Raw genomic sequence first — 18,631 nt, forward strand, 5'->3', positions numbered from 1 at the left:
ACCCTTATTTTCAGTTTTATCCATTTACATGAATAATGGAATGAGTAAGCCAGCCAAGAGCAAGATGATGGCTCCTCCTAAACGTGAGGAAATCTGAGCGAATGGCATAAGCTCCATTCTTCTCGATGAAGATAGAACAGCTACATCTCCCGTACCGCCCATGTTAGCCATACATAGTCCTGCAGTGATTGCAGATTCGATAGGATAGAATCCAACAAGTTTACCTAGCAGACCCGCCCCGATAACAGCACCTATTACAACACCAAGCACTGTGACGATATATTGAAGTGTTAAGGCTTCAAGTACTGTATTTAAATCTGTATAAGCAATTCCAATTCCGAACAAGAGAGCAAGTGTCCAGTTCTTAGCTACAAACTTATACCATTGGTTTGCTCCATCTAAGATATTTTTCGGAATGATGTCTGCAATTTTCGCCAGGGCTACAATAATGATCATTAAGGCGTAAGCATGCAGCGGGATAAATCCGGCCACTAACGTTCCGATCATAAAGAATAGGATTGCTGCCATTAATCCTACTCCCATCTTTTGAATATCAAAAGATGATTTTTCTTCTTTATATTCGAAGCCCTTCAATAATTGACCATTTCCCGTTAAAGACGGTACTTTTTTTCCAAGGATATTCAGCATACTCGCTAGAATAATAGCAAAAACATTTCCTAAAGCCAGTGCTGGAACAAGCATCGAAATATAGTAACTAGGATCATTACCCATGAGTTCACTATAAATCTGGCTCATAGGAACGGCTCCAGCTCCCATTCCTCCTCCCATGATCGGCATCGTAATCACAAGCACAGCATCTGTTAAAGAAAATCCGACGAGAGCACCAAACAGTCCAGCGACAAGCATGGCTCCGAACACCGCACCAAAAATCGGTAAAAAATACTTGAGACCGACTTTAATTAAAATCTGCTTGTTCATCCCTAAAATACTACCTGTAATTAAGGCAGCAATATAGAAGTTTAAGAAACCTCCATCCTTCATAAAGTCGTTGATCATCGTAGCGGTCGAATCAGGAATTAAACCAGCATACACCATATATGCTGCACCAAAGATGGCTAAAATCGCCCCGCCCCCTAAATACGTTTTGAGAATAGGTGTTTTATCGCCTATCCATCCAAAGAGCTCGCCAAGCACCATCATAACGAGCAGACTGCCAAGCATCCCACCTGGTAAGTTTCCTGTATACATACTGACTAACGTCAAAGCCGTAATCGCAAAAAACCATATGAGAGGAAGACCAAATATTGTAATCGCTTTCTTTTCGGAGTTTAGAGATGTAACATTCGACGTTTCAGTTTGTTGTGCACGTACTCTTTCGGCTGAACTGGACATGTAAATCTCTCCTTTGATTATAGATTCAGAGTACTTAGCGTTACACTAAGCACTCCACTTTTTCACTTACAGATTCCTCGACTGCATTGGCAACTGTTTGGGCTACAGTTTTGTTAAGTGCGCTCGGAATAACATACTCCGGGCAAAGTTCATCATCCGAAACAACTTTCGCAATTCCTTCAGCTGCAGCTACCTTCATATCAATTGTGATGTCTCTCACTTTTTTATTAAGCGCTCCTTTAAAAATGCCGGGAAAAGCAAGTAAATTATTGATCTGGTTCGGATAATCTGATCGGCCCGTTCCAACGACCACGGCACCTGCTTCCAAAGCGTCTTCAGGGTAAATTTCTGGAACAGGATTGGCTAAGGCAAAAATGATGGGATCTGCATTCATCATCTGAACCTGATCTTTACTTAGGATTTCCGGTGCTGATACTCCTATAAAAATATCAGCTCCTACAATTACTTCATTCAACCCGCCTTGCACTCGGTTCAAATTTGTTTTTTCAGCCATCGAAGCTTGTCTTTCATTCATCCAAGAAGCTCCTTTTCGAACAACACCTTCTAGACTGACCAAAGTCACATCGGTAAATCCGGCATATAAAAGTAAATCTGCTATAGCAATTCCTGCTGCTCCGGCTCCGTTAATAACTACTTTTGTGTTCCGTTTTGATTTTTTCACAAGTTTTAAAGCGTTTATTAAAGCGGCTAATACGACAATCGCTGTACCGTGCTGATCATCGTGAAAGACAGGGATATCAAGTTCTTTCTTTAATCTTTCTTCAATTTCAAAACAACGCGGAGCTGAAATGTCTTCAAGGTTTATGCCTGAGAACGTCGGTGCCAGAGCTTTTACAATAGAAATGATTTCTTCTGTATTTTGCGTATCCAGACATAATGGAAAAGCATCAATTCCGGCAAATTTCTTAAAAAGCATACTTTTACCTTCCATAACAGGTATGGCTGCTTTTGGTCCAATATCTCCTAACCCCAGTACTGCCGTTCCATCTGTAACAACGGCAACCATATTCCCTTTTGATGTCAGTTCATCGGCTTCATCCGGATTGTCTGCTATCGCTCTACATATATCAGCCACTCCAGGTGTGTAGACCAAACTTAAATCCTCTTCTGTATCGACTGGCATTTTACTAGCCACCTCGATTTTCCCTTTAAACGTACGATGCAAATTTAATGTTTCTGTACTTAGATCGTCTCTGCTCATTTGCTTTACCTCCAGCATCTAAAGAAATCGCTTTCATTTATAGGTGCTATCTTATAAGCAAACGCTTTACTTGCCTATCATATGAAAGTAAAAATCTTATTGTAATTAAAAAAAGCAGCCAGGATCTAAAGACCCCTCAGGCCACTGAAAAAAATCCTTTCTTGTATCTCACGAATCGCTGGTCGGTAGATACTTGCCGCGGGCACGGCCTCAGCTAACTTGGTCAAGAAGTTCACTTACCCCCTCCTAAATACCATCTATACGTTGTACGTCGTGGATCTAGTGGAACGAGTTCAGGTAGACATGTCTTTAAAATATTTCATTGAATAGAAGGCGCAAATATCTAATTAGAAGAAAAGCGGTCTGTGTGGAAATTAAATTCCACACAGACCGCTTTTTAATGATAGAATTCGAAGTTCAAGTCTCTTGTATCTTTTATTTGATATTGATAGACCGGGCGTCCTACTCCATAGATAAGGGTTTCCTCAAGGAAGTCGATTTCTTTTAAAAACTTTAAATACTTACGAACAGATACTCGGGAGATATTCGTTTCCTGGGCGATTTCATCAGTGGAAAAGGCAGTTTCTTCTTTAAAACGAATCACCTCGATGATGTGATCTAATGTGGTTTTTGTTAATCCTTTAGGAACTTGAATTCGATGACTCTCTTGACCTTCTTGCTTACTGAAAATTTGATCAAGCTCATTCTGACTTACTTTACGCTTATCCCGCAATACAAAGTGATTATCTTTATACTTTTTCAAAGCATTCTTAAGCCGCTCAAATTCAAATGGTTTAATGAGATAATCTACGACTCCAAGACGTAAAGATTGTTGGATTTGTTCTTTTTCTGAAGCGGCTGTAATTAAAATCACATCCAACTGCTCGTCTTTTTCTCTTAATTCCTTTAGTAATTCAAATCCGCTCTTACCTGGCATATACACATCTAATAATACTAAATCTACCTTTGTCTCTTCTAAGCATTGATAGGCTTCTTCTACGTTTACAGCAGAACCTACCAATTCAAAACCTTTGATTTGTTCTACATATCTTTTATTTAAATCGGCCACCATGGGGTCATCTTCTACAATAAGTACTCTAATCATTCCTCTTCCACCTCCGATTCATAAGGGATGATAACGGTGAATGTAGTTCCTTCATTCACCTTGGAATAAAGCTCTATCGAACCTTCCTGGTCTTCAACACTTGTTTTGACCAGGTGTAAGCCATATCCTCGATCATTTCCTTTAGAAGACATTCCTTTTTCAAAAATTTCTTCTTGTCTATTCTCCTTTATTCCTGTCCCTGTGTCGGTTATTTCGATGGTCAGTAATTCATCTACATATGACAATAAAAGTGATATTTTTTTTTCTTCACTTGAAGCTAAGCTTTCAATCGCATTATCCAATAAATTCCCTATTATTGTCACTAATTCATGAGTTAATTTGGAATCCTTGGGAGCAGGTACAATTGTTTCACAGTTTATCGATAGTTGAATCTGCTGTTCCCTGGCATAACTTAATTTGCCAATCATAAATCCGGCAAGCGCAGGATCTTTTATCTTACTCGTGATCGTATCTGTTTCATGGACTTGGTGATCTACAAGCTGTTTAATGTAAGATTTTACATCTTTGTAAGACTGCATTTCAATCAAACCAAGCAGGACATGCAGCTTATTTTTAAATTCATGCGACTGGGCGCGCAGTGACTCCGCGTACAAACGAACACCCGTCAGCTGTTCAGCAAGCTGATTGACCTCGGTCTTATCACGGAACGTTGAAATCGCCCCCACCACTTCTTCATTGACAATTAACGGCACCCTGTTCACGATAATCGATGAACCATTAATGACCTGCTCCTCATCAAGCTCCGCCTCCCCAGTCTGTAAAACTCTCTCCAGCATCGAATGAGGAAGGTAATCACTAATGTGAAGACCCTGGGGATCGTTAACCTGTATGCCCGCTTTTTGAAAGATATCCCTTGCCGATTTGTTAACAAGCGTAATCTTCGCCTCTGCATCTACCGCAACAATTCCTTCTCTTACCGAATGAAGCATCCGGTTACGCTCTTCATGGATTCTTGCGATGGCAGCTGGTTCTAATCCAAACAAACTCTTCTTTATATATCTGGCTAATAAAAAAGCTCCAATGATGCCGACAAGGACACCGATAAAGGACCCAATTAAAATGTTGCGATGACTTCTTTGCAGCGACGCTTCCACCGCATCGAGCGAAATACCAATAGACACCGCCCCGACTTGCTCGCCATCCGTGCCGTATATAGGAGTAAATGCACGTACAGAATGCCCCAGCGTTCCTTCTGATATAGATATGTACTCCTCTCCATCTAACACACGCTGTTCATCGCCGCCGACAAAGCTTTCACCTATTAATTCCGGATCTGGATGGGAACGGCGGATACCCTCCATATTCATGACTACGACAAACAAGACATCTGAAGCCTCTTGTATCCTTGAGGCATAATCCTGAATCACCCTGTCATCGGATTGGTTCTGCAATTCTTCCTGTACAATCTCCGACTCTGCAACTGAACGGGAAACAATCAGCGCCTTTTCCTCTAGTTGGTCGCGAATCTCATCACTCGTACTCTCTGTAATGAGCAGATCTGTAATTAATAGAGAAAATAAGACAACTAAAAGTACATAGAAAATGATCATTGTACTCAATTTAAATCGTGAATTTTTCATAAAATTTCTCCTCTGTTGAGGGTGTTTTTTAAAAGTGTACCATTCCTTAGAGGGATTTAGTAAACTTCATTTCGCATTCGAAATGTTTTTCTAAAAATGCATTAACGAATTCATAGACTGTGGGACTAAGGAAGGGGAAATTACCGGCAAGCGATTCATCGTGTTCCTTTGGCCCTTGCTTTTCCGGTTATTCTTTTACACAAAGAAAAAGACAATTCACCGCACAGATGAATTGTCTCTTAAGGTATAACATTAAAATTCTTCATAAACAGCCGGATCCTGATCGTTTATGCGGCCATCTGGACGAGTTAACTCTGCAACCCTTCCCATCTCAGTATCATTGAGAGTGAAATCAAATATGGATAGATTCTCAACCTGCCGCTGCGGAGAGGAAGACTTAGGAATAGGGATTGCGCCTAATTGATGATGCCAGCGTAAAATAATTTGAGATATCGTCTTATTGTGATGTTCCGCTATCTCTTGAAGGGTTTCATTTCTTAATACTTCGCTCGCCCTCGCTAACGGGCTCCACGATTGGGTTTTAATATTGTGCTCCTCATGCCATATTCTTTGATCTTCCTGGTTAAAAAATGGATGTAATTCGATTTGGTTCATGCTTGGCTTCGTACCTGTTTCCTTTTCTAACCTTTCTAAATGCTCTGGAAGAAAATTACACACTCCAATTGAACGGATAAGCCCCCATTTTTTGGCATCAATTAAAGCTTGCCAAGCTTCTACAAATTGATCTTGTTTAGGATTGGGCCAGTGAATCAGATATAGATCATAATAATCAAGGTTGCCGCGGTATAATGATTCCTGTATAGCCGTAACTGCCTTATCGTAGGTTTGGTAACGACCCGGCAATTTAGAAGTAATGGTTAATTCTTTCCTTGATACCGAACTCCGGCGAATTGCTTCGCCTACTGTTCCTTCATTTTCATAATTATAAGCTGTATCAATCAGCCGGTATCCAGCATCGATCGCACTGTCAATCGCTTGCGCACCTGCATTCCCGTTCAGTTTATATGTGCCCAGCCCTATAGCTGGCAATGTAATTCCGTCGTTTAAAGTAATCTCCGGGATAAATGTACTCATCATCGCTCACTCCTTCCATTCATAGTTTAAGATTATCATCTCGATGAAAGTTTTTCCAAACATACGTATGGCTGTTGGTTTTGCGTTCTACCTTAGAGATTGTAAAGCTTCCTTTATCTTAACTTCTCCACCTACAACCTGAAATTCTTTGCCGATCGTGGACTCATCCGCCAAAGTTTCAGCAAGTACAGAAGCTACGTCTTCACGAGGAATATCACCTCTCTCTACTTTGTAGGCTGCCTCGACCTGTCCGGTTCCTTGATCATTTGTTAATCGGCCTGGGTGGACGATTGTGTAGTTCAGATTCGTTCCCTTCAGCCACTCATCCGCATAATGTTTGGCAGCAACGTATGGTGCAAAGGACGAAGGAGCTGCCTGAATGGCTTCACGGCTTGTGTCAAACGAACTAACCATGACAAACCGCTTCACACCAGCAGCTTCAGCCGCTTTAATGGTTTTCACAGCACCGTCCAAATCAATTAAAATGGTTTTGTCTGGTCCTGTATGAGGCCCTGAACCTGCTGTGAACACAATCGCATCGACTCCTTCAGCAGCTTTGGCAATTGTGTCGATATCGTCTTCAAGATCAACGACTGCGGTTTCTGCTCCTAACTCTTCAAAGAAAGAAGCTTGCTCCTGCTTACGGATCATTGCTTTTGCTTCAAGGTTTTCCCTATCCTGAATAAGCGTAACAAGATGTTTTCCAATTTGACCATTTGCTCCAACTACGAGAATTTTCATTTCCTTCATCCTTTCTAAGTAAAATATTATCTTTATAGTAAATCGGAATGATAAATCATGTCTAGAAAGAGAGCTTACTCCCCAAATGTCAGAATAAAGCTGTGAAATGTCAGGAAAAGCAGTGCAAATGTCAGAATCACCAAACGAAATGTCAGAAAAACAGGCACAAATGTCAGAATCATTTGTTTTCTGTTTCAAAAAAGCACCTGCCCCTCATTCAACAATAAGGAACAGGCCATTACCCATTTATGAAGGATAACCTAAGATGGTTTTTACTTCTAGATATTCTTCAATTCCATAATCGCCCCATTCTCTGCCGATCCCGGACTGTTTAAAGCCGCCAAACGGGGAAGAAAAGTCCGCTTCAGCATCATTGACTTTTACACGCCCTGCCCGAATGCCGGAAGCCACTTTTCGAAGGGTCTCCGGATCTTTGCCGTACACGTAGCCAGCCAGACCGTAGATCGTTTCGTTTGCAAGCTCTAGTGCTTCTTCAATTGAATCATAAGTGATGACCGTCATCACCGGACCAAAAATTTCTTCCTGGGCAATCACCATTTGATTATCCACATCCGTAAAGATTGTTGGTTTCGTGTAATAACCTTTATCCAGGCCGTCGGGTTTTCCCGTGCCTCCTGCGATCATCGTTGCTCCTTCTTCAATTCCTTTTTCAATATAGGACTGGACAGTATCCCACTGTTTTTTAGAAACTAGCGGGCCGATGTAATTTCCTTCACGCGGATCGCCGACAGGAAATTCATCGAGTGCTTTTTTCATTTCCTCCTCAAATTCCTGCTTCATGGAGGACGGAATTAATGTGCGCGTTGCTGCTGAGCACACTTGACCGGAATTCGTGGCAATGTGGGTAACTGCTGCTTTTGCTGCGTCTTTTACATCTGCATCATCAAGAACGACGAGCGGTGATTTACCTCCAAGTTCGAGTGCCACTTTCTTAATCGTTTCTGACGCATTTTTCATGATTTTCTCACCTGTAGCACCAGAGCCGGTAAATGATACAAAATCAATATCCGGATGAGAGCTGATTCCGTCTCCGATCACTGAACCTGATCCGTTCACGAGGTTAAACACGCCTTTTGGTACGCCGACTTTATCGAAGATTTCCGTTAAAATAACCGCAGCAAACGGAGTCAATTCCGCTGGCTTTAAGACTACAGGGCTTCCTGCCGCAAACGCACTCGCGATTTTTGTAGAGGTCTGATTGGTCGGGAAGTTCCATGGGGTGATCAGACCGCTTACGCCGATTGACTCCTTCATGCGCGTATGACCCCCATGCTCCTCAATAAAGGAGAATTCTTTCAGAGATTCGGCCGCTTGAGAAAAATGATTGTATCCCATCATAAAGTGAATATTTTCAGAGATTTCAAGCGGAGACCCAAGTTCGTCCGTGATAGTCTCGATGATTTCATCTTTTCGATTCTCATATTCTTCAGCAATATTTTCGAGCATTTCCACCCGTTCTTCCTTTGTCGTTTGGGAAAAGGAAGGAAAAGCATCACGTGCTGCTTTCACCGCTTTATCTAAATCTTCTTTCGTACCTAAGCTGATTTTTCCAATCACTTCTTCCGTAGCCGGATTGATGACTTCTTCGGTTTCTGAACCCGTAGATTCTACCCATTCACCGTTAATGTAATGCTTTATATAATTTCGCATGACCTTATGCTCCTTTTATAGTAAAGATTTTTTAGATCCTGATAAAACATTATCCGTTATTTAGAGTATCGAAACATCTTTCAGCTGATTACAGTATTTAATGTGTTACATTTAGTAGAAAAGTGGGAAGAGTATAGGTGGATGATTTAATAAAAAGGAGTGGAATTATGAATAACCGTCAGTTCGATAAAATGAAAAACGGTCAAGGATTTATCGCCGCACTCGATCAAAGCGGCGGCAGTACGCCTAAAGCTCTGGCAACCTATGGGGTACCTGCTTATTCTTATTCAGGTGAGGATGAAATGTTTGATTTAGTGCACGAGATGCGTACGAGAATCATTACGTCTCCTTCTTTTGATGGCAGCCGTATTATTGGGGCCATTCTATTTGAACAAACAATGGACCGTAAGATTGAAGGGCAGTATACGGCAGATTATCTTGCTGAAAAAGGTATTGTGCCTTTCCTTAAAGTAGATAAAGGCCTGGCTGATCAGGAAAATGGCGTCCAGCTTATGAAGCCGATTGACGATTTGGATGATAAGCTGCGCCGAGCCAACGAACGAAATATTTTCGGTACTAAAATGCGGTCAGTCATTCATGAACCGAATGAAAGCGGGATTAAAGAAGTGGTCGATCAGCAGTTTGAATTTGGTAAACGAATCATCGACTATGACCTCGTGCCTATCATTGAGCCTGAAGTAGATATTAATAGTGAGAACAAAGGACAATGCGAAGAAATGCTGCGTGAAGAAATATTGAAACATTTAAACGCGCTTTCTGAGGATGAGCATGTCATGCTGAAGCTTACTATTCCATCAAAAGCTAATGCTTATAAAGAGCTCGTGGATCACCCACGCGTGGTGCGCGTCGTTGCTCTGTCCGGGGGGTACACACGTGATGAAGCCAATCAGAAGTTAAAAGAAAACGATGGCCTTGTCGCAAGCTTCTCCCGTGCACTGGCTGCTGATTTAAAAGCTGATCAGTCAGACAATAAGTTTGATGAGACGTTAAAGGATGCGGTTGATTCGATATTTGATGCCTCTGTAAATAAAAATTAAATGCTGCAAGAGGCTGGGACATAAATAAAGCCATAATCCGAACTGATTTTGTAGAAATCAGTTCGGATTATTTATAATTGCTTCAGCATTGTCCCAGCCTGTTTATTTTCCGCCCCATCTTTTCTGCAACTGGAGAATTTCATCTTGGTGAGAAACGATTTCTTTAGGCGTTTCTAAAATAAACGGAATATTTTCTAGATGAGAAGAATTCATTAGCTGATTAAACTGGTGTTCTTTTATATACCCATGACCAAAAATGCTGGCATGCCGGTCTTTCCCTGAACCTGTCTCATACTTAGAGTTATTTAAATGAATCACGGCTAAACCTTCAAAAAAACCCAGTTCCTCCCCCTTTCCAACAACCTCGTTCCAGTTGTCGCCGCTCCACAGCCCGCTGGCAAACGCATGGCACGTATCTAAACAGAACCCAATTTTTTCTGGATAACCTGATAATCTTCGAAGCTGTACCATCTCCTCAAGCGTCGTTCCCATTGCTCCTGGCTTCCCCGCCATGTTTTCTATAAGTATCCTGCATTTCCCCTGCCACTGGCTGAGTACTTCATTTAGAACATCTATCATTAATCGATAGCTGGCCAGTTGATCTTCTTTAAAAATATCTTTACCGAAATGGACGACCACTCCAAGAGATCCGCACGCATCAGCTATCGCCAAGTCATTGAGTAATGAGTTGGTAACCTGCTTTCTTTTATCATCATCAGCGGGAGTTAACGTGGTCGGGTATGGCGTGTGGGCAACGGAAACCAGTCCTTTTTGTAAAGAGTAGTTTTTACACAACTCTGCATCTTCCAGGTTGTGAGATTTAACTTTTAAGCTTCTTGGGTTTTTTGGGAAATATTGAAAAGCAGCTGCGTTCAGTGCTTCTGCTTTTTTTGCAGCGCCTAAATAACCCTCTCTTATGGACACATGACTGCCGAAAATCATTCAAATCACCTCCCTAATTACTTTCTCCAAAAACCGGCTGTTCATAAAAAAGACCACGGGACAAAACTGAATAAAACATAAAATAATCCGAATGATTTTGTAGAAATCAGTTCGGATTATTTATGTTAAAGAGAATTCAAAGGATCGCTCCGTCAAAATGCTTCGTTAATATCTGCGTTTATACAAATGATCTTTTTTTGATATCACTGCTTTACTTATGTCCAGCCTCCCGCTTGAAGAGAAACTTCTTCTTTTAATATTCCTTACACGATCAAAAGTAAAGGTTCTTTCGTTTGCCTCCTTGGACTATTAGCCCTTCGGATCAGCGGATAGCGTCTCTTTCCTTTTCTCATTGAAAAAAATGCTGCTCTTATCTAAATAAATTTAACAGACGGTCCCAGAATCCTTTTTCCTCTTCTTCTTCTTCTGGGGTCTCTGTTTGTTCTTCAACTTTTTTAATGCTTTCTGTCTTAATAACAAATTGGACAGATTCCACCTTTTTATTTTCCTCGGAAACGAAAGAGACAGGCTCTACATCTGATTTATCATACTCTTCGACCATTTGATCAATTTCGCTCTGCATCTGTTCAGGTATATCGCTCGTCGAAGCTGCCAATTCCCCAGTACCCTCATGCAGTTCACTGGCTCCCTGTTCCAATTCGTCTATCCCATCTGTCAAACCGGCAATGCCACCGTGAATTTCCTGATAAGAGCTCGCTAACTCAGATGCTCCGTCTGTATACTCCACCAGACCCGAGTGGAATTCATTGTAGTTGGACGAGAGCTCCTTCAGTCCCTGTTGCAGTTGTTGAATGGAGGCCGTAAAGTCTACACCTTCAAGACTGCCTTCAGTTTGGTCTGCCACTTGGAGTAGTCGATCACTCATTTCACTTAAAGAGCCGGCATTTGTCTCGAGTGAAGAGCTTACAGCACCGAAAGCTTCTTTTCCATCCGCATAGGTTTGCTTTGTTGATTGGGCAGACTGGTAGGTTTCGACGAGCTGATCAATCACTTCTTCATCTGCTCCGCTTTCATAAAGGGATTCAATGTCTTCGTCAGAGATATCATACCCAGGAATCGATTCAACCGCCTCATCTAGTGACTTATATGCATTTCCAAATTCGTTTCTTAAGCTCGCAAGACTCTTATCAGCTTCCTCAAGTCCTCCTGAGAGCTGTTTTAGTCCATCCTCCAACTCTTGCAATTCTTCTACATTCATATCTTCCGTGTCACTTCCTACCTGCTCACTCATTGTTTGAAGTGAGGTTTGAATGGCAGCAGAGCCTTCAACTAGTTCGGTTGAGCCGGCATTCAGCTCCTGAACCCCGTTGTTGTACTGCGCAGAACCATCATTTAAGCTGGCAGCACCGTTGTTAAGTTCTGCGATTCCACTCTTCAGTTTACCGACCCCACGGTGAACTTCTGCAGTAGCAGCTGATAATGAGTTCATATCATCCGTCATTGCTCCAGTATCAGGCGCGTCGATTGCCATTGAAGGCGGAACAGCCGCTATTTCGATGCTTTCCATTTCTAAATCTTTCACGTCAGCGTTAATGCTGAAGCTGCCTTCTTTATCTGGCATCGCCGTAAACGTGACCTGACGATCTTTTCCGGCATTGGCTACCGTTCCATCAGGTGCTTCAATATTATCGTACCGATCAGAATCGAGTGTAACCGTCATCTGTAAAAGATAATTTTCATAGAAAAACGACTCGGCGTTTTCATTTTTATCCGTATTGATTTGTAATTGCAGTTCACCGTTTTTCCCTAAAAGATCTTCTGGCGTCATCTTTTCCCCATCAAGCTGATAAGTAACATTAATATTCCAGGGCAGCGGCTTATCCTCGAGATCCCCTTGATAATAAAACTCATCTTCCTCAGCTGTCATTTGTATACGTTCATCTTCTTGTTTAATGTCAGAAACGTTTGTTAAGTTCTGAACGTTTGTATACGCGCCATAGTCAATGATCTTTCCGGTCTCTTCAATACTGAAGTTATTGACGACGTACATTTCTTCCTGATTGCCAGCAGCAGTCAATGTGGAATACACGACTTCATGTTTACTTGAGTAACTGCCTTCTTTTTCATTCTTCTCCTCATCCTTAGACGTTTCGTTTTGCTCAGCTGAAATGAGAAACGAAGGCATGAGGAGAAAAATTGCCATACACAGCACGATAATTCGTTTCATTTACCATCACTTCTCCTTATAAAAATTTACTTTCCATGTTGTTTTTTCAATGACCTTATCCAATATGACGAGCAGTGCGGGCAGCAGAAATACGACCATCACAAATGCAAGCAGCGCTCCTCTGCCGAGCAGTAATCCAATTGAAGATACAATCGGATTGGTCGACGTAATCCACAGAATAAATCCGACACTGGATAAGATGGATGCCGAAATAAAAATAGCGAAAATCTTTTCATCAATCGTTTTCTTAATGGCCGGAATAGCCGGCATATCTTTTCTTAAATGATAGTAATTTTCCGTAAATAGTATGCCGTAGTCGACGGTTGCGGCAAGTTGAATCGTACTGATCAGCAGGTAGCCGACATAGACAAGCGGCGTATCCGTAAAGTACGGAACTGCTAAATTGACCCATACTGATGCTTGAATAGTCAGCAGAAGCACGACAGGAATCGATAGCGAGCGGAAAGTGATCAAAAGGACGATGGCTACGGTAATCACTGTCAGCCAGTTCACTAATGTATTGTCATCCTGAACAATATTTTTCATATCGTACATCGTTACACTCTCTCCGACTAAATGAGTATCATCATAATAGGTCTCCGCAATCTCTTGAACCTGTTCAATGAGTGAAAAGGCTGCATCCCCTTCTGCGTTTGTGTCTGTGTAAAGCGTAATTCGAGCATAGTCCTCTGAATAGAACGGCTCAGTCATCGACTCTTCTAAATAATCAGGAGGTATAGCTGTGCTGATCGTATTGACATATGACATAACGCTGGAGACATCTTCTACATCTTCTAATTTATATACAAGCTCTTCTTCTTTGGCCCGATCGCCTTCTGGAACGAGCAAGACCATCGGCATATTTTGACCGAATTGTTCCTCAATCGCTGCTTCATCCTGTCCTGCTCTCGTATTCTCTGGATTTTCTCCGTTTCCGTAGATAAATGATGTGTTACTCTGCGCTAAAAAGGCCGGAACAATAATAACCATAACGATGAGCAGACTCGGAACTCTCAGCTTCATGACACGATTACCAATATTCTTGAAATCAGGAACGAGAGAACGGTGCTGCGTACGGTCAATCCAGTGGTAAAACATAAGCGTCAAAGCAGGCAGGAACACCATTACACTAATAAAGCTCAGCAAAATACCTTTTAACAAGTTTAGACCTAAATCAGCTCCGATGCCAAAATCCATAAACGTTAACGCAGTGAATCCAAAAAAAGTGGTTGATGCGCTGGCAGTAATCGCCGGAAACGACCGCTTCATCGCCAGCTGCATCGCTTCAGAAGGATCGCTGACTTTCTTGCGGTAATCTGAAAAACTATGCAGCAGGAAAATCGCATAATCCAGCGAAACAGCGAGCTGTAGAATTGGTGCGACAGACTGTGTGACAAAGGATATTTCACCAATGAAAATATTCGTCCCTAAATTGATCAGCACCGATACTCCGATCGCAATTAAGAAGAAAACAGGTTCCATCCACGATGTGGTCGACAGAACTAAGATTAATATGATAATCGGCACTAATAACGCGCCCGCATGAAACGACTCACTCCCCGCCATTTTTTGAGAAGTCGCTGTATTGACCGCTTCTCCGGATACTGCATTATCCTCACCGATGAGGTCGTAAATCTCATCGACTGCTTCCACCTCTTCGCCCTCATGAATGGTGATGGAGAACAAGGCGGAGTCTTCCAAATAGTAAGATTCCACCGTATCCTCATTGGCGGTTTCCAGTGGTACTTTTAAATCGACCATATCATCGAGCCACGTGACTCCAATCACCCCGTCGATCGATATCAACTTTTCTTTAAACGCCAGTGCTTCCGTAATCGAAACATCCTGTATCATCACTCGCGCATTCTCAATCGGTTCTTCAAACTCCTCTTCCATCAAATCCATCGATTGAATAGATGGAGATTCTTCTGGGAGGTAGTCGGCCATATTGTAGTTAATCGATACGGCAAACTGTAAAGCCGTACTGATTAAGGTAAGTATTATAAATAAAATCACTATGCTTTTTTTATGTTTAATGACTCGTGCTGTCCAATTAATAAGACTTCACCCCTCTTGCAAATCCCTTTCATACCAATTACTATTTTATTTGACACTGTGTTGGATATTCAACAAACAGTTTTGCAATTTCTGTAAGTTTCCCAACACTTTGTTCACTTGTGTTGATTTGTCACAGAATCGTAACAAAAGGAGTCTTAAAAAATGAATGAAAAATTAGACCGCCGAAAAAAATACACAAGAAAAGTCCTAAAGGAAAGCTTGATTACGCTGCTGTCTAAAAAGCCAATCACCGACATTACCGTTAAAGAGCTGTGCGAACTTGCTGATATTAACCGTTCCACGTTTTACACCCACTTTGCCGACCATTATGACTTACTCAACAGAATTGAAGAAGAAATCACCGAAGATATGAATCAATACTTGCATAGCTACAGCTATGAGATTGAAGAAGAATCGATCCAGATGACCGAGAAAATCCTGCAATACGTTACTGAAAATAAACTCATGTTTCAAACGCTGCTCAACAAGGAATCAGCCCCAACCTTTGAAAAGCGTATGATGGAGTTGACCCAGCGTTTTATGATGAACAAATGGATGATTGATCATTATGGGAAGATAGAAGAAACAAAGTACCTAAGCACTTTCGTGATCAGCGGGGCTATTCATGTGATTAAAGAATGGCTGGAAAATGACATGGACAAGTCACCAAAAGAAATGGCTCTTATGATTAACAGCTTTACTAATTATGGCTTCTCGTACTTCGACTAAAAAATGAACCCAAACTTAAACTGTTTAGGTTCACAGTACTTTTTCCGTTCCTTTAACCAAAATGGAATCTTGAAACCTTCGTAATGTGAATACCCTTTTGCAAACACTGCTTTCACAGCTTGAGTAAATGAAGGTTCATGATTTATTTCGAAAAAGGGTTTGAGGAAATGGCGAGACTCCTGCGGGAAATGGGAATAAGGTGTGACCCCGGAGGGCTGATAAAGCCCGAGGAGGCACACCATTCGCCCGCGGAAAGGGAGCCGTTTCCTCAAACTCTTTACACTCGCTAATGCCAGGTATTTCACACTCTTTAAGGTTTCTCTACAAGCTGTGCACCCAAACTTAAACTGTTTGGGTTCATCAGGTTGTGGAAAATGCTGAGACAGAATTACATTGGGATCTTCAAACCACTGTAGAGTGAATGCCCTGTTTGCATAACGGCCCAGCTTGAGTAAATAGATTTCAGTGATCTATTTCGAAGAAGGGTTGTAGGAAACGACAACACTTCCAGGGGAAATACAATAAGGCGTGACGCCGGAAGGATAGCCTGAGGAGGCAAACCATTCGCCCCTGAAAGGGAGCCGTTTCTTACAACCCTTTCCTCTCCCATGTTAAGAAATGTTTACACTTACGATGTAAAAAATATTTAAATTTTTTCCAAGCTGTTGAATTTGGTTCATATTTATTTAATCCCCTCAATAATTCTACCTTCAATAACCGGTGTTCCTGCATCGTCCATTCCTCGGTATTTTCCATACACTTCCACAATATCCTGGACGGTGTACTCCGCATCTTCATCTTCTTTTTCTACCGTATAAGTTCCATACCCACTCTCTTCTTTCGTTGTTACCGTATAGACGGTGCCTTGATCAGAAGTCTCCTCTGCGGATATCGTTCCTTGAATGGATACCTTCTCTCCCCCTTCCACCTCACCAGCATTAACAAAAGCAAATTCAAGCGGAATTGCTTCTTCTCTCAGTTGATCTTCCAAATCCTGTGGAGAAGGTTTTTCTTCCTTATTATTATCACTTGCACTCGTATCCTGGGAGCAGCCGATTAAAGCAGCTAGACCAAGTATGGCTACATATTTTTTCATACATCAACCTCCATGTTGTGTTTAACTTTTAATTCTATATATTTAACCTAATTCCTTCGATGAAGATTGTAGACTTCTGACTACTTTTAGCATTGGGCAGGTGGTAAAACGTTTAGAACAAAAAAACAGCCTCTTTCAAGCTCAAACACTTGAAAGAAGCTGAATGATTAATCACTATCATTATCCAATATAGTTATTTTCCTATTTCCACTAATTAAGCTTCTTAACCGCCGATCCATTTTCCGTGCTCTCCAAATAATATGAGAAAAGTTGGCTGGTGTAAAATTGTAGTGATCGATCAAAAACTGCTCAAAGGCTTCGTGGTCGACCTGGTTATGATGTTCTTTTGCATAGTTTATTAAAACATGCGTAAGTTCCTTATACGTCATAGTTTTTGAACGGTCCGCTGAAAAGGCTATAGGATCAGTCGGCAGGATATATTCATTTTTCAATGGCTCCTCGGTTTTATCAACGGAAAGATTTTCTGGGATGTCAGCTTCTACACTTTTCAAAGCCTCCTCAGTCTCCGTAAGATCCTCCCCATTCCTTTCCATACGCTCAAGGCGGGCGATGAGCTCATGTTGTTCATCGGTCAGCTGTTTAATCATTTCCCGCAGATGCTTTTTCTCCTCTTGTATATCCTCTAACCGCATCCCTATAGCGTTTCGTAACGTAAACATGTTCGGAGCTCCTCCTTTGCTAGTCCTGGCTATAAAATATCATAGCACACTAAAAAAGAGAGGGGACCGCATTCCTTTGTATTGATCAAAAAACCCCGGTTTACTATATCATTACTTAGGTTAATTTCCCCATCTCCCCCTGTTTCATCATGAGCAACCTTTTGCGGATCAAAATTAATAACATCTGAAGAATAAATCGTTACACTCACTTGTCCTCCATCCACCCTTGAACGAATTAAAAGCGGCTGATTAAACTGGTTTTTGAATGTAAAATCAGGACCATACCAGCTGACAGTCGCGTCACGTCCCTCTGGAACATAAGGAACCCGTTTGCTATGAGAAAAGCGCTCCAAAATTTTTACACCCACCTTATCAACGGAGTTAAACAGCGTAGAGGAAAGCTGACAGATCCCACCGCCAATTCCTTCGGTTACCTCTCCTTTTATAATTTCTGGTGCAGTTTTATATCCTTTTTCCTTTGTTCTTTTACCAACAGCTTTATTAAAAGAAAAAACCTCCCCCGGAAACACCACATGACTATCAAGAGCTTCTGCAGCCAGCCGGATATTATGAGATCGTTCTTTATTATTCGAATTAAAATAACTTACATAATGAGCGATCTGCTGCGTGCGGATGTTGGCCAGTATTTCACTATCTACCTTAGGACGGACAGCCAGCTTTGGCACAGATATTTCACCCTTTTCGGCCCCATAGAGAAACTGATAAAACCTAGCCATAAATTCCTTTTTATAAACTTTGGTACCGTCTTTCCCAGGTATTATTTCACCCGACCGATCGATTTTTGCGTTTACAGGTTCTTCACTTATTTGTTCATCCAGGTGATCAAGAAGCTGCTGGATTTCAGTCTGGTTCACAAAGGGACGCCCAAGAAGCTCGGCGTCAAAATCCTCTCGGTTTACGAGAAGAATTTCTTCCCCCTTATCTGTTATGGAAAGCTCACCTGCTTGAATAGCGGGCTGAGCAATGAGTAAAAATAAAGTTAATAGTGTAATTTTCATACCGGCATCCTCCTACTGCTAGTATGAGTAGAAGGAGAATAATCATGTGGTGATCATTCAATTTTAATCATAA

15 protein-coding genes are annotated in these 18,631 nt (G+C 41.6%); 2 read left to right on the plus strand and 13 right to left on the minus strand.

The window, feature by feature from the left end:
• Positions 1–24: 24 nt before the first annotated feature.
• The 7 genes from ACGTNH_RS17820 to ACGTNH_RS17850 form a co-directional block, all read right to left on the minus strand.
• On the minus strand, positions 25–1,353 hold the full coding sequence (locus tag ACGTNH_RS17820; RefSeq protein WP_394588282.1) for a 2-hydroxycarboxylate transporter family protein: 1,329 nt from the start codon (positions 1,351–1,353) through the stop codon (positions 25–27).
• A 40-nt stretch (positions 1,354–1,393) separates the two neighbouring features.
• The gene (locus ACGTNH_RS17825; protein WP_394588283.1) at positions 1,394–2,575 is read right to left on the minus strand and encodes an NAD(P)-dependent malic enzyme; all 1,182 of its coding nucleotides are present in this window, start codon (positions 2,573–2,575) and stop codon (positions 1,394–1,396) included.
• A gap of 397 nt (positions 2,576–2,972) precedes the next feature.
• Positions 2,973–3,680 carry a response regulator gene (locus tag ACGTNH_RS17830; protein WP_394588284.1) on the minus strand — a complete coding sequence of 236 codons (708 nt, stop codon included), beginning with the start codon at positions 3,678–3,680 and terminating at the stop codon, positions 2,973–2,975.
• Positions 3,677–5,281, minus strand: coding sequence for a DcuS/MalK family sensor histidine kinase (gene dcuS / locus ACGTNH_RS17835; RefSeq protein WP_394588285.1), 1,605 nt, complete (start codon positions 5,279–5,281; stop codon positions 3,677–3,679). The genes ACGTNH_RS17830 and dcuS overlap by 4 nt, the downstream gene beginning before the upstream one ends.
• Before the next feature lie 252 nt (positions 5,282–5,533).
• Positions 5,534–6,376, minus strand: a complete 843-nt coding sequence (locus tag ACGTNH_RS17840; protein WP_394588286.1) for an aldo/keto reductase — start codon at positions 6,374–6,376, stop codon at positions 5,534–5,536.
• Between the two features lie 87 nt (positions 6,377–6,463).
• Positions 6,464–7,117 (minus strand): SDR family oxidoreductase, encoded by a 654-nt coding sequence (locus ACGTNH_RS17845; RefSeq protein ID WP_394588287.1) that lies wholly within the window; start codon positions 7,115–7,117, stop codon positions 6,464–6,466.
• A gap of 246 nt (positions 7,118–7,363) precedes the next feature.
• Positions 7,364–8,788, minus strand: coding sequence for an aldehyde dehydrogenase family protein (locus ACGTNH_RS17850; protein ID WP_394588288.1), 1,425 nt, complete (start codon positions 8,786–8,788; stop codon positions 7,364–7,366).
• A 167-nt stretch (positions 8,789–8,955) separates the two neighbouring features.
• Here ACGTNH_RS17850 and ACGTNH_RS17855 point away from each other — a divergent pair, with 167 nt between their 5' ends.
• Complete coding sequence (locus ACGTNH_RS17855; protein WP_394588289.1) at positions 8,956–9,846, plus strand: fructose bisphosphate aldolase; 891 nt, start codon at positions 8,956–8,958, stop codon at positions 9,844–9,846.
• A 102-nt stretch (positions 9,847–9,948) separates the two neighbouring features.
• Here ACGTNH_RS17855 and ACGTNH_RS17860 read toward each other — a convergent pair whose 3' ends face one another.
• From ACGTNH_RS17860 to ACGTNH_RS17870, 3 genes are all read right to left on the minus strand, one after another.
• Positions 9,949–10,788, minus strand: coding sequence for a deoxyribonuclease IV (locus ACGTNH_RS17860; RefSeq protein ID WP_394588290.1), 840 nt, complete (start codon positions 10,786–10,788; stop codon positions 9,949–9,951).
• Positions 10,789–11,158: 370 nt separating this feature from the next.
• A complete protein-coding gene (locus tag ACGTNH_RS17865; RefSeq protein WP_394588291.1) occupies positions 11,159–12,976 on the minus strand; it encodes a YhgE/Pip domain-containing protein in 1,818 nt (605 codons plus the stop codon).
• Positions 12,977–12,982: 6 nt separating this feature from the next.
• Positions 12,983–14,923, minus strand: a complete 1,941-nt coding sequence (locus tag ACGTNH_RS17870) for an efflux RND transporter permease subunit (protein ID WP_394588532.1) — start codon at positions 14,921–14,923, stop codon at positions 12,983–12,985.
• Positions 14,924–15,196: 273 nt separating this feature from the next.
• Here ACGTNH_RS17870 and ACGTNH_RS17875 point away from each other — a divergent pair, with 273 nt between their 5' ends.
• Complete coding sequence (locus ACGTNH_RS17875) at positions 15,197–15,763, plus strand: TetR/AcrR family transcriptional regulator (RefSeq protein ID WP_394588292.1); 567 nt, start codon at positions 15,197–15,199, stop codon at positions 15,761–15,763.
• Between the two features lie 682 nt (positions 15,764–16,445).
• On the opposite strand, the gene ACGTNH_RS17880 is transcribed toward ACGTNH_RS17875, so the two are convergent.
• The 3 genes from ACGTNH_RS17880 to ACGTNH_RS17890 all read right to left on the minus strand — a co-directional run bounded on the left by ACGTNH_RS17880 (position 16,446) and on the right by ACGTNH_RS17890 (position 18,558).
• Positions 16,446–16,859 (minus strand): hypothetical protein, encoded by a 414-nt coding sequence (locus tag ACGTNH_RS17880; protein ID WP_394588293.1) that lies wholly within the window; start codon positions 16,857–16,859, stop codon positions 16,446–16,448.
• A gap of 167 nt (positions 16,860–17,026) precedes the next feature.
• Entirely contained in the window at positions 17,027–17,539 is a 513-nt protein-coding gene (locus ACGTNH_RS17885) for a hypothetical protein (RefSeq protein WP_394588294.1), read from the minus strand.
• 29 nt (positions 17,540–17,568) lie between these two features.
• Positions 17,569–18,558 carry a VanW family protein gene (locus ACGTNH_RS17890; RefSeq protein ID WP_394588295.1) on the minus strand — a complete coding sequence of 330 codons (990 nt, stop codon included), beginning with the start codon at positions 18,556–18,558 and terminating at the stop codon, positions 17,569–17,571.
• Positions 18,559–18,631: the final 73 nt, after the last annotated feature.

It is taken from the genome of Halobacillus sp. B23F22_1 (assembly GCF_043497005.1).
Classification (GTDB): Bacteria; Bacillota; Bacilli; order Bacillales; family Halobacillaceae; genus Halobacillus_A.

Coding starts and splice junctions, on each gene's coding strand:
- ACGTNH_RS17820 (WP_394588282.1), bottom strand. CDS start 1,353: ATGTCCAGTTCAGCCGAAAGAGTACGTGCACAACAAACTGAAACGTCG.
- ACGTNH_RS17825 (WP_394588283.1), bottom strand. CDS start 2,575: ATGAGCAGAGACGATCTAAGTACAGAAACATTAAATTTGCATCGTACG.
- ACGTNH_RS17830 (WP_394588284.1), bottom strand. CDS start 3,680: ATGATTAGAGTACTTATTGTAGAAGATGACCCCATGGTGGCCGATTTA.
- dcuS (WP_394588285.1), bottom strand. CDS start 5,281: ATGAAAAATTCACGATTTAAATTGAGTACAATGATCATTTTCTATGTA.
- ACGTNH_RS17840 (WP_394588286.1), bottom strand. CDS start 6,376: ATGAGTACATTTATCCCGGAGATTACTTTAAACGACGGAATTACATTG.
- ACGTNH_RS17845 (WP_394588287.1), bottom strand. CDS start 7,117: ATGAAAATTCTCGTAGTTGGAGCAAATGGTCAAATTGGAAAACATCTT.
- ACGTNH_RS17850 (WP_394588288.1), bottom strand. CDS start 8,788: ATGCGAAATTATATAAAGCATTACATTAACGGTGAATGGGTAGAATCT.
- ACGTNH_RS17855 (WP_394588289.1), top strand. CDS start 8,956: ATGAATAACCGTCAGTTCGATAAAATGAAAAACGGTCAAGGATTTATC.
- ACGTNH_RS17860 (WP_394588290.1), bottom strand. CDS start 10,788: ATGATTTTCGGCAGTCATGTGTCCATAAGAGAGGGTTATTTAGGCGCT.
- ACGTNH_RS17865 (WP_394588291.1), bottom strand. CDS start 12,976: ATGAAACGAATTATCGTGCTGTGTATGGCAATTTTTCTCCTCATGCCT.
- ACGTNH_RS17870 (WP_394588532.1), bottom strand. CDS start 14,923: ATGGCCGACTACCTCCCAGAAGAATCTCCATCTATTCAATCGATGGAT.
- ACGTNH_RS17875 (WP_394588292.1), top strand. CDS start 15,197: ATGAATGAAAAATTAGACCGCCGAAAAAAATACACAAGAAAAGTCCTA.
- ACGTNH_RS17880 (WP_394588293.1), bottom strand. CDS start 16,859: ATGAAAAAATATGTAGCCATACTTGGTCTAGCTGCTTTAATCGGCTGC.
- ACGTNH_RS17885 (WP_394588294.1), bottom strand. CDS start 17,539: ATGTTTACGTTACGAAACGCTATAGGGATGCGGTTAGAGGATATACAA.
- ACGTNH_RS17890 (WP_394588295.1), bottom strand. CDS start 18,558: ATGAAAATTACACTATTAACTTTATTTTTACTCATTGCTCAGCCCGCT.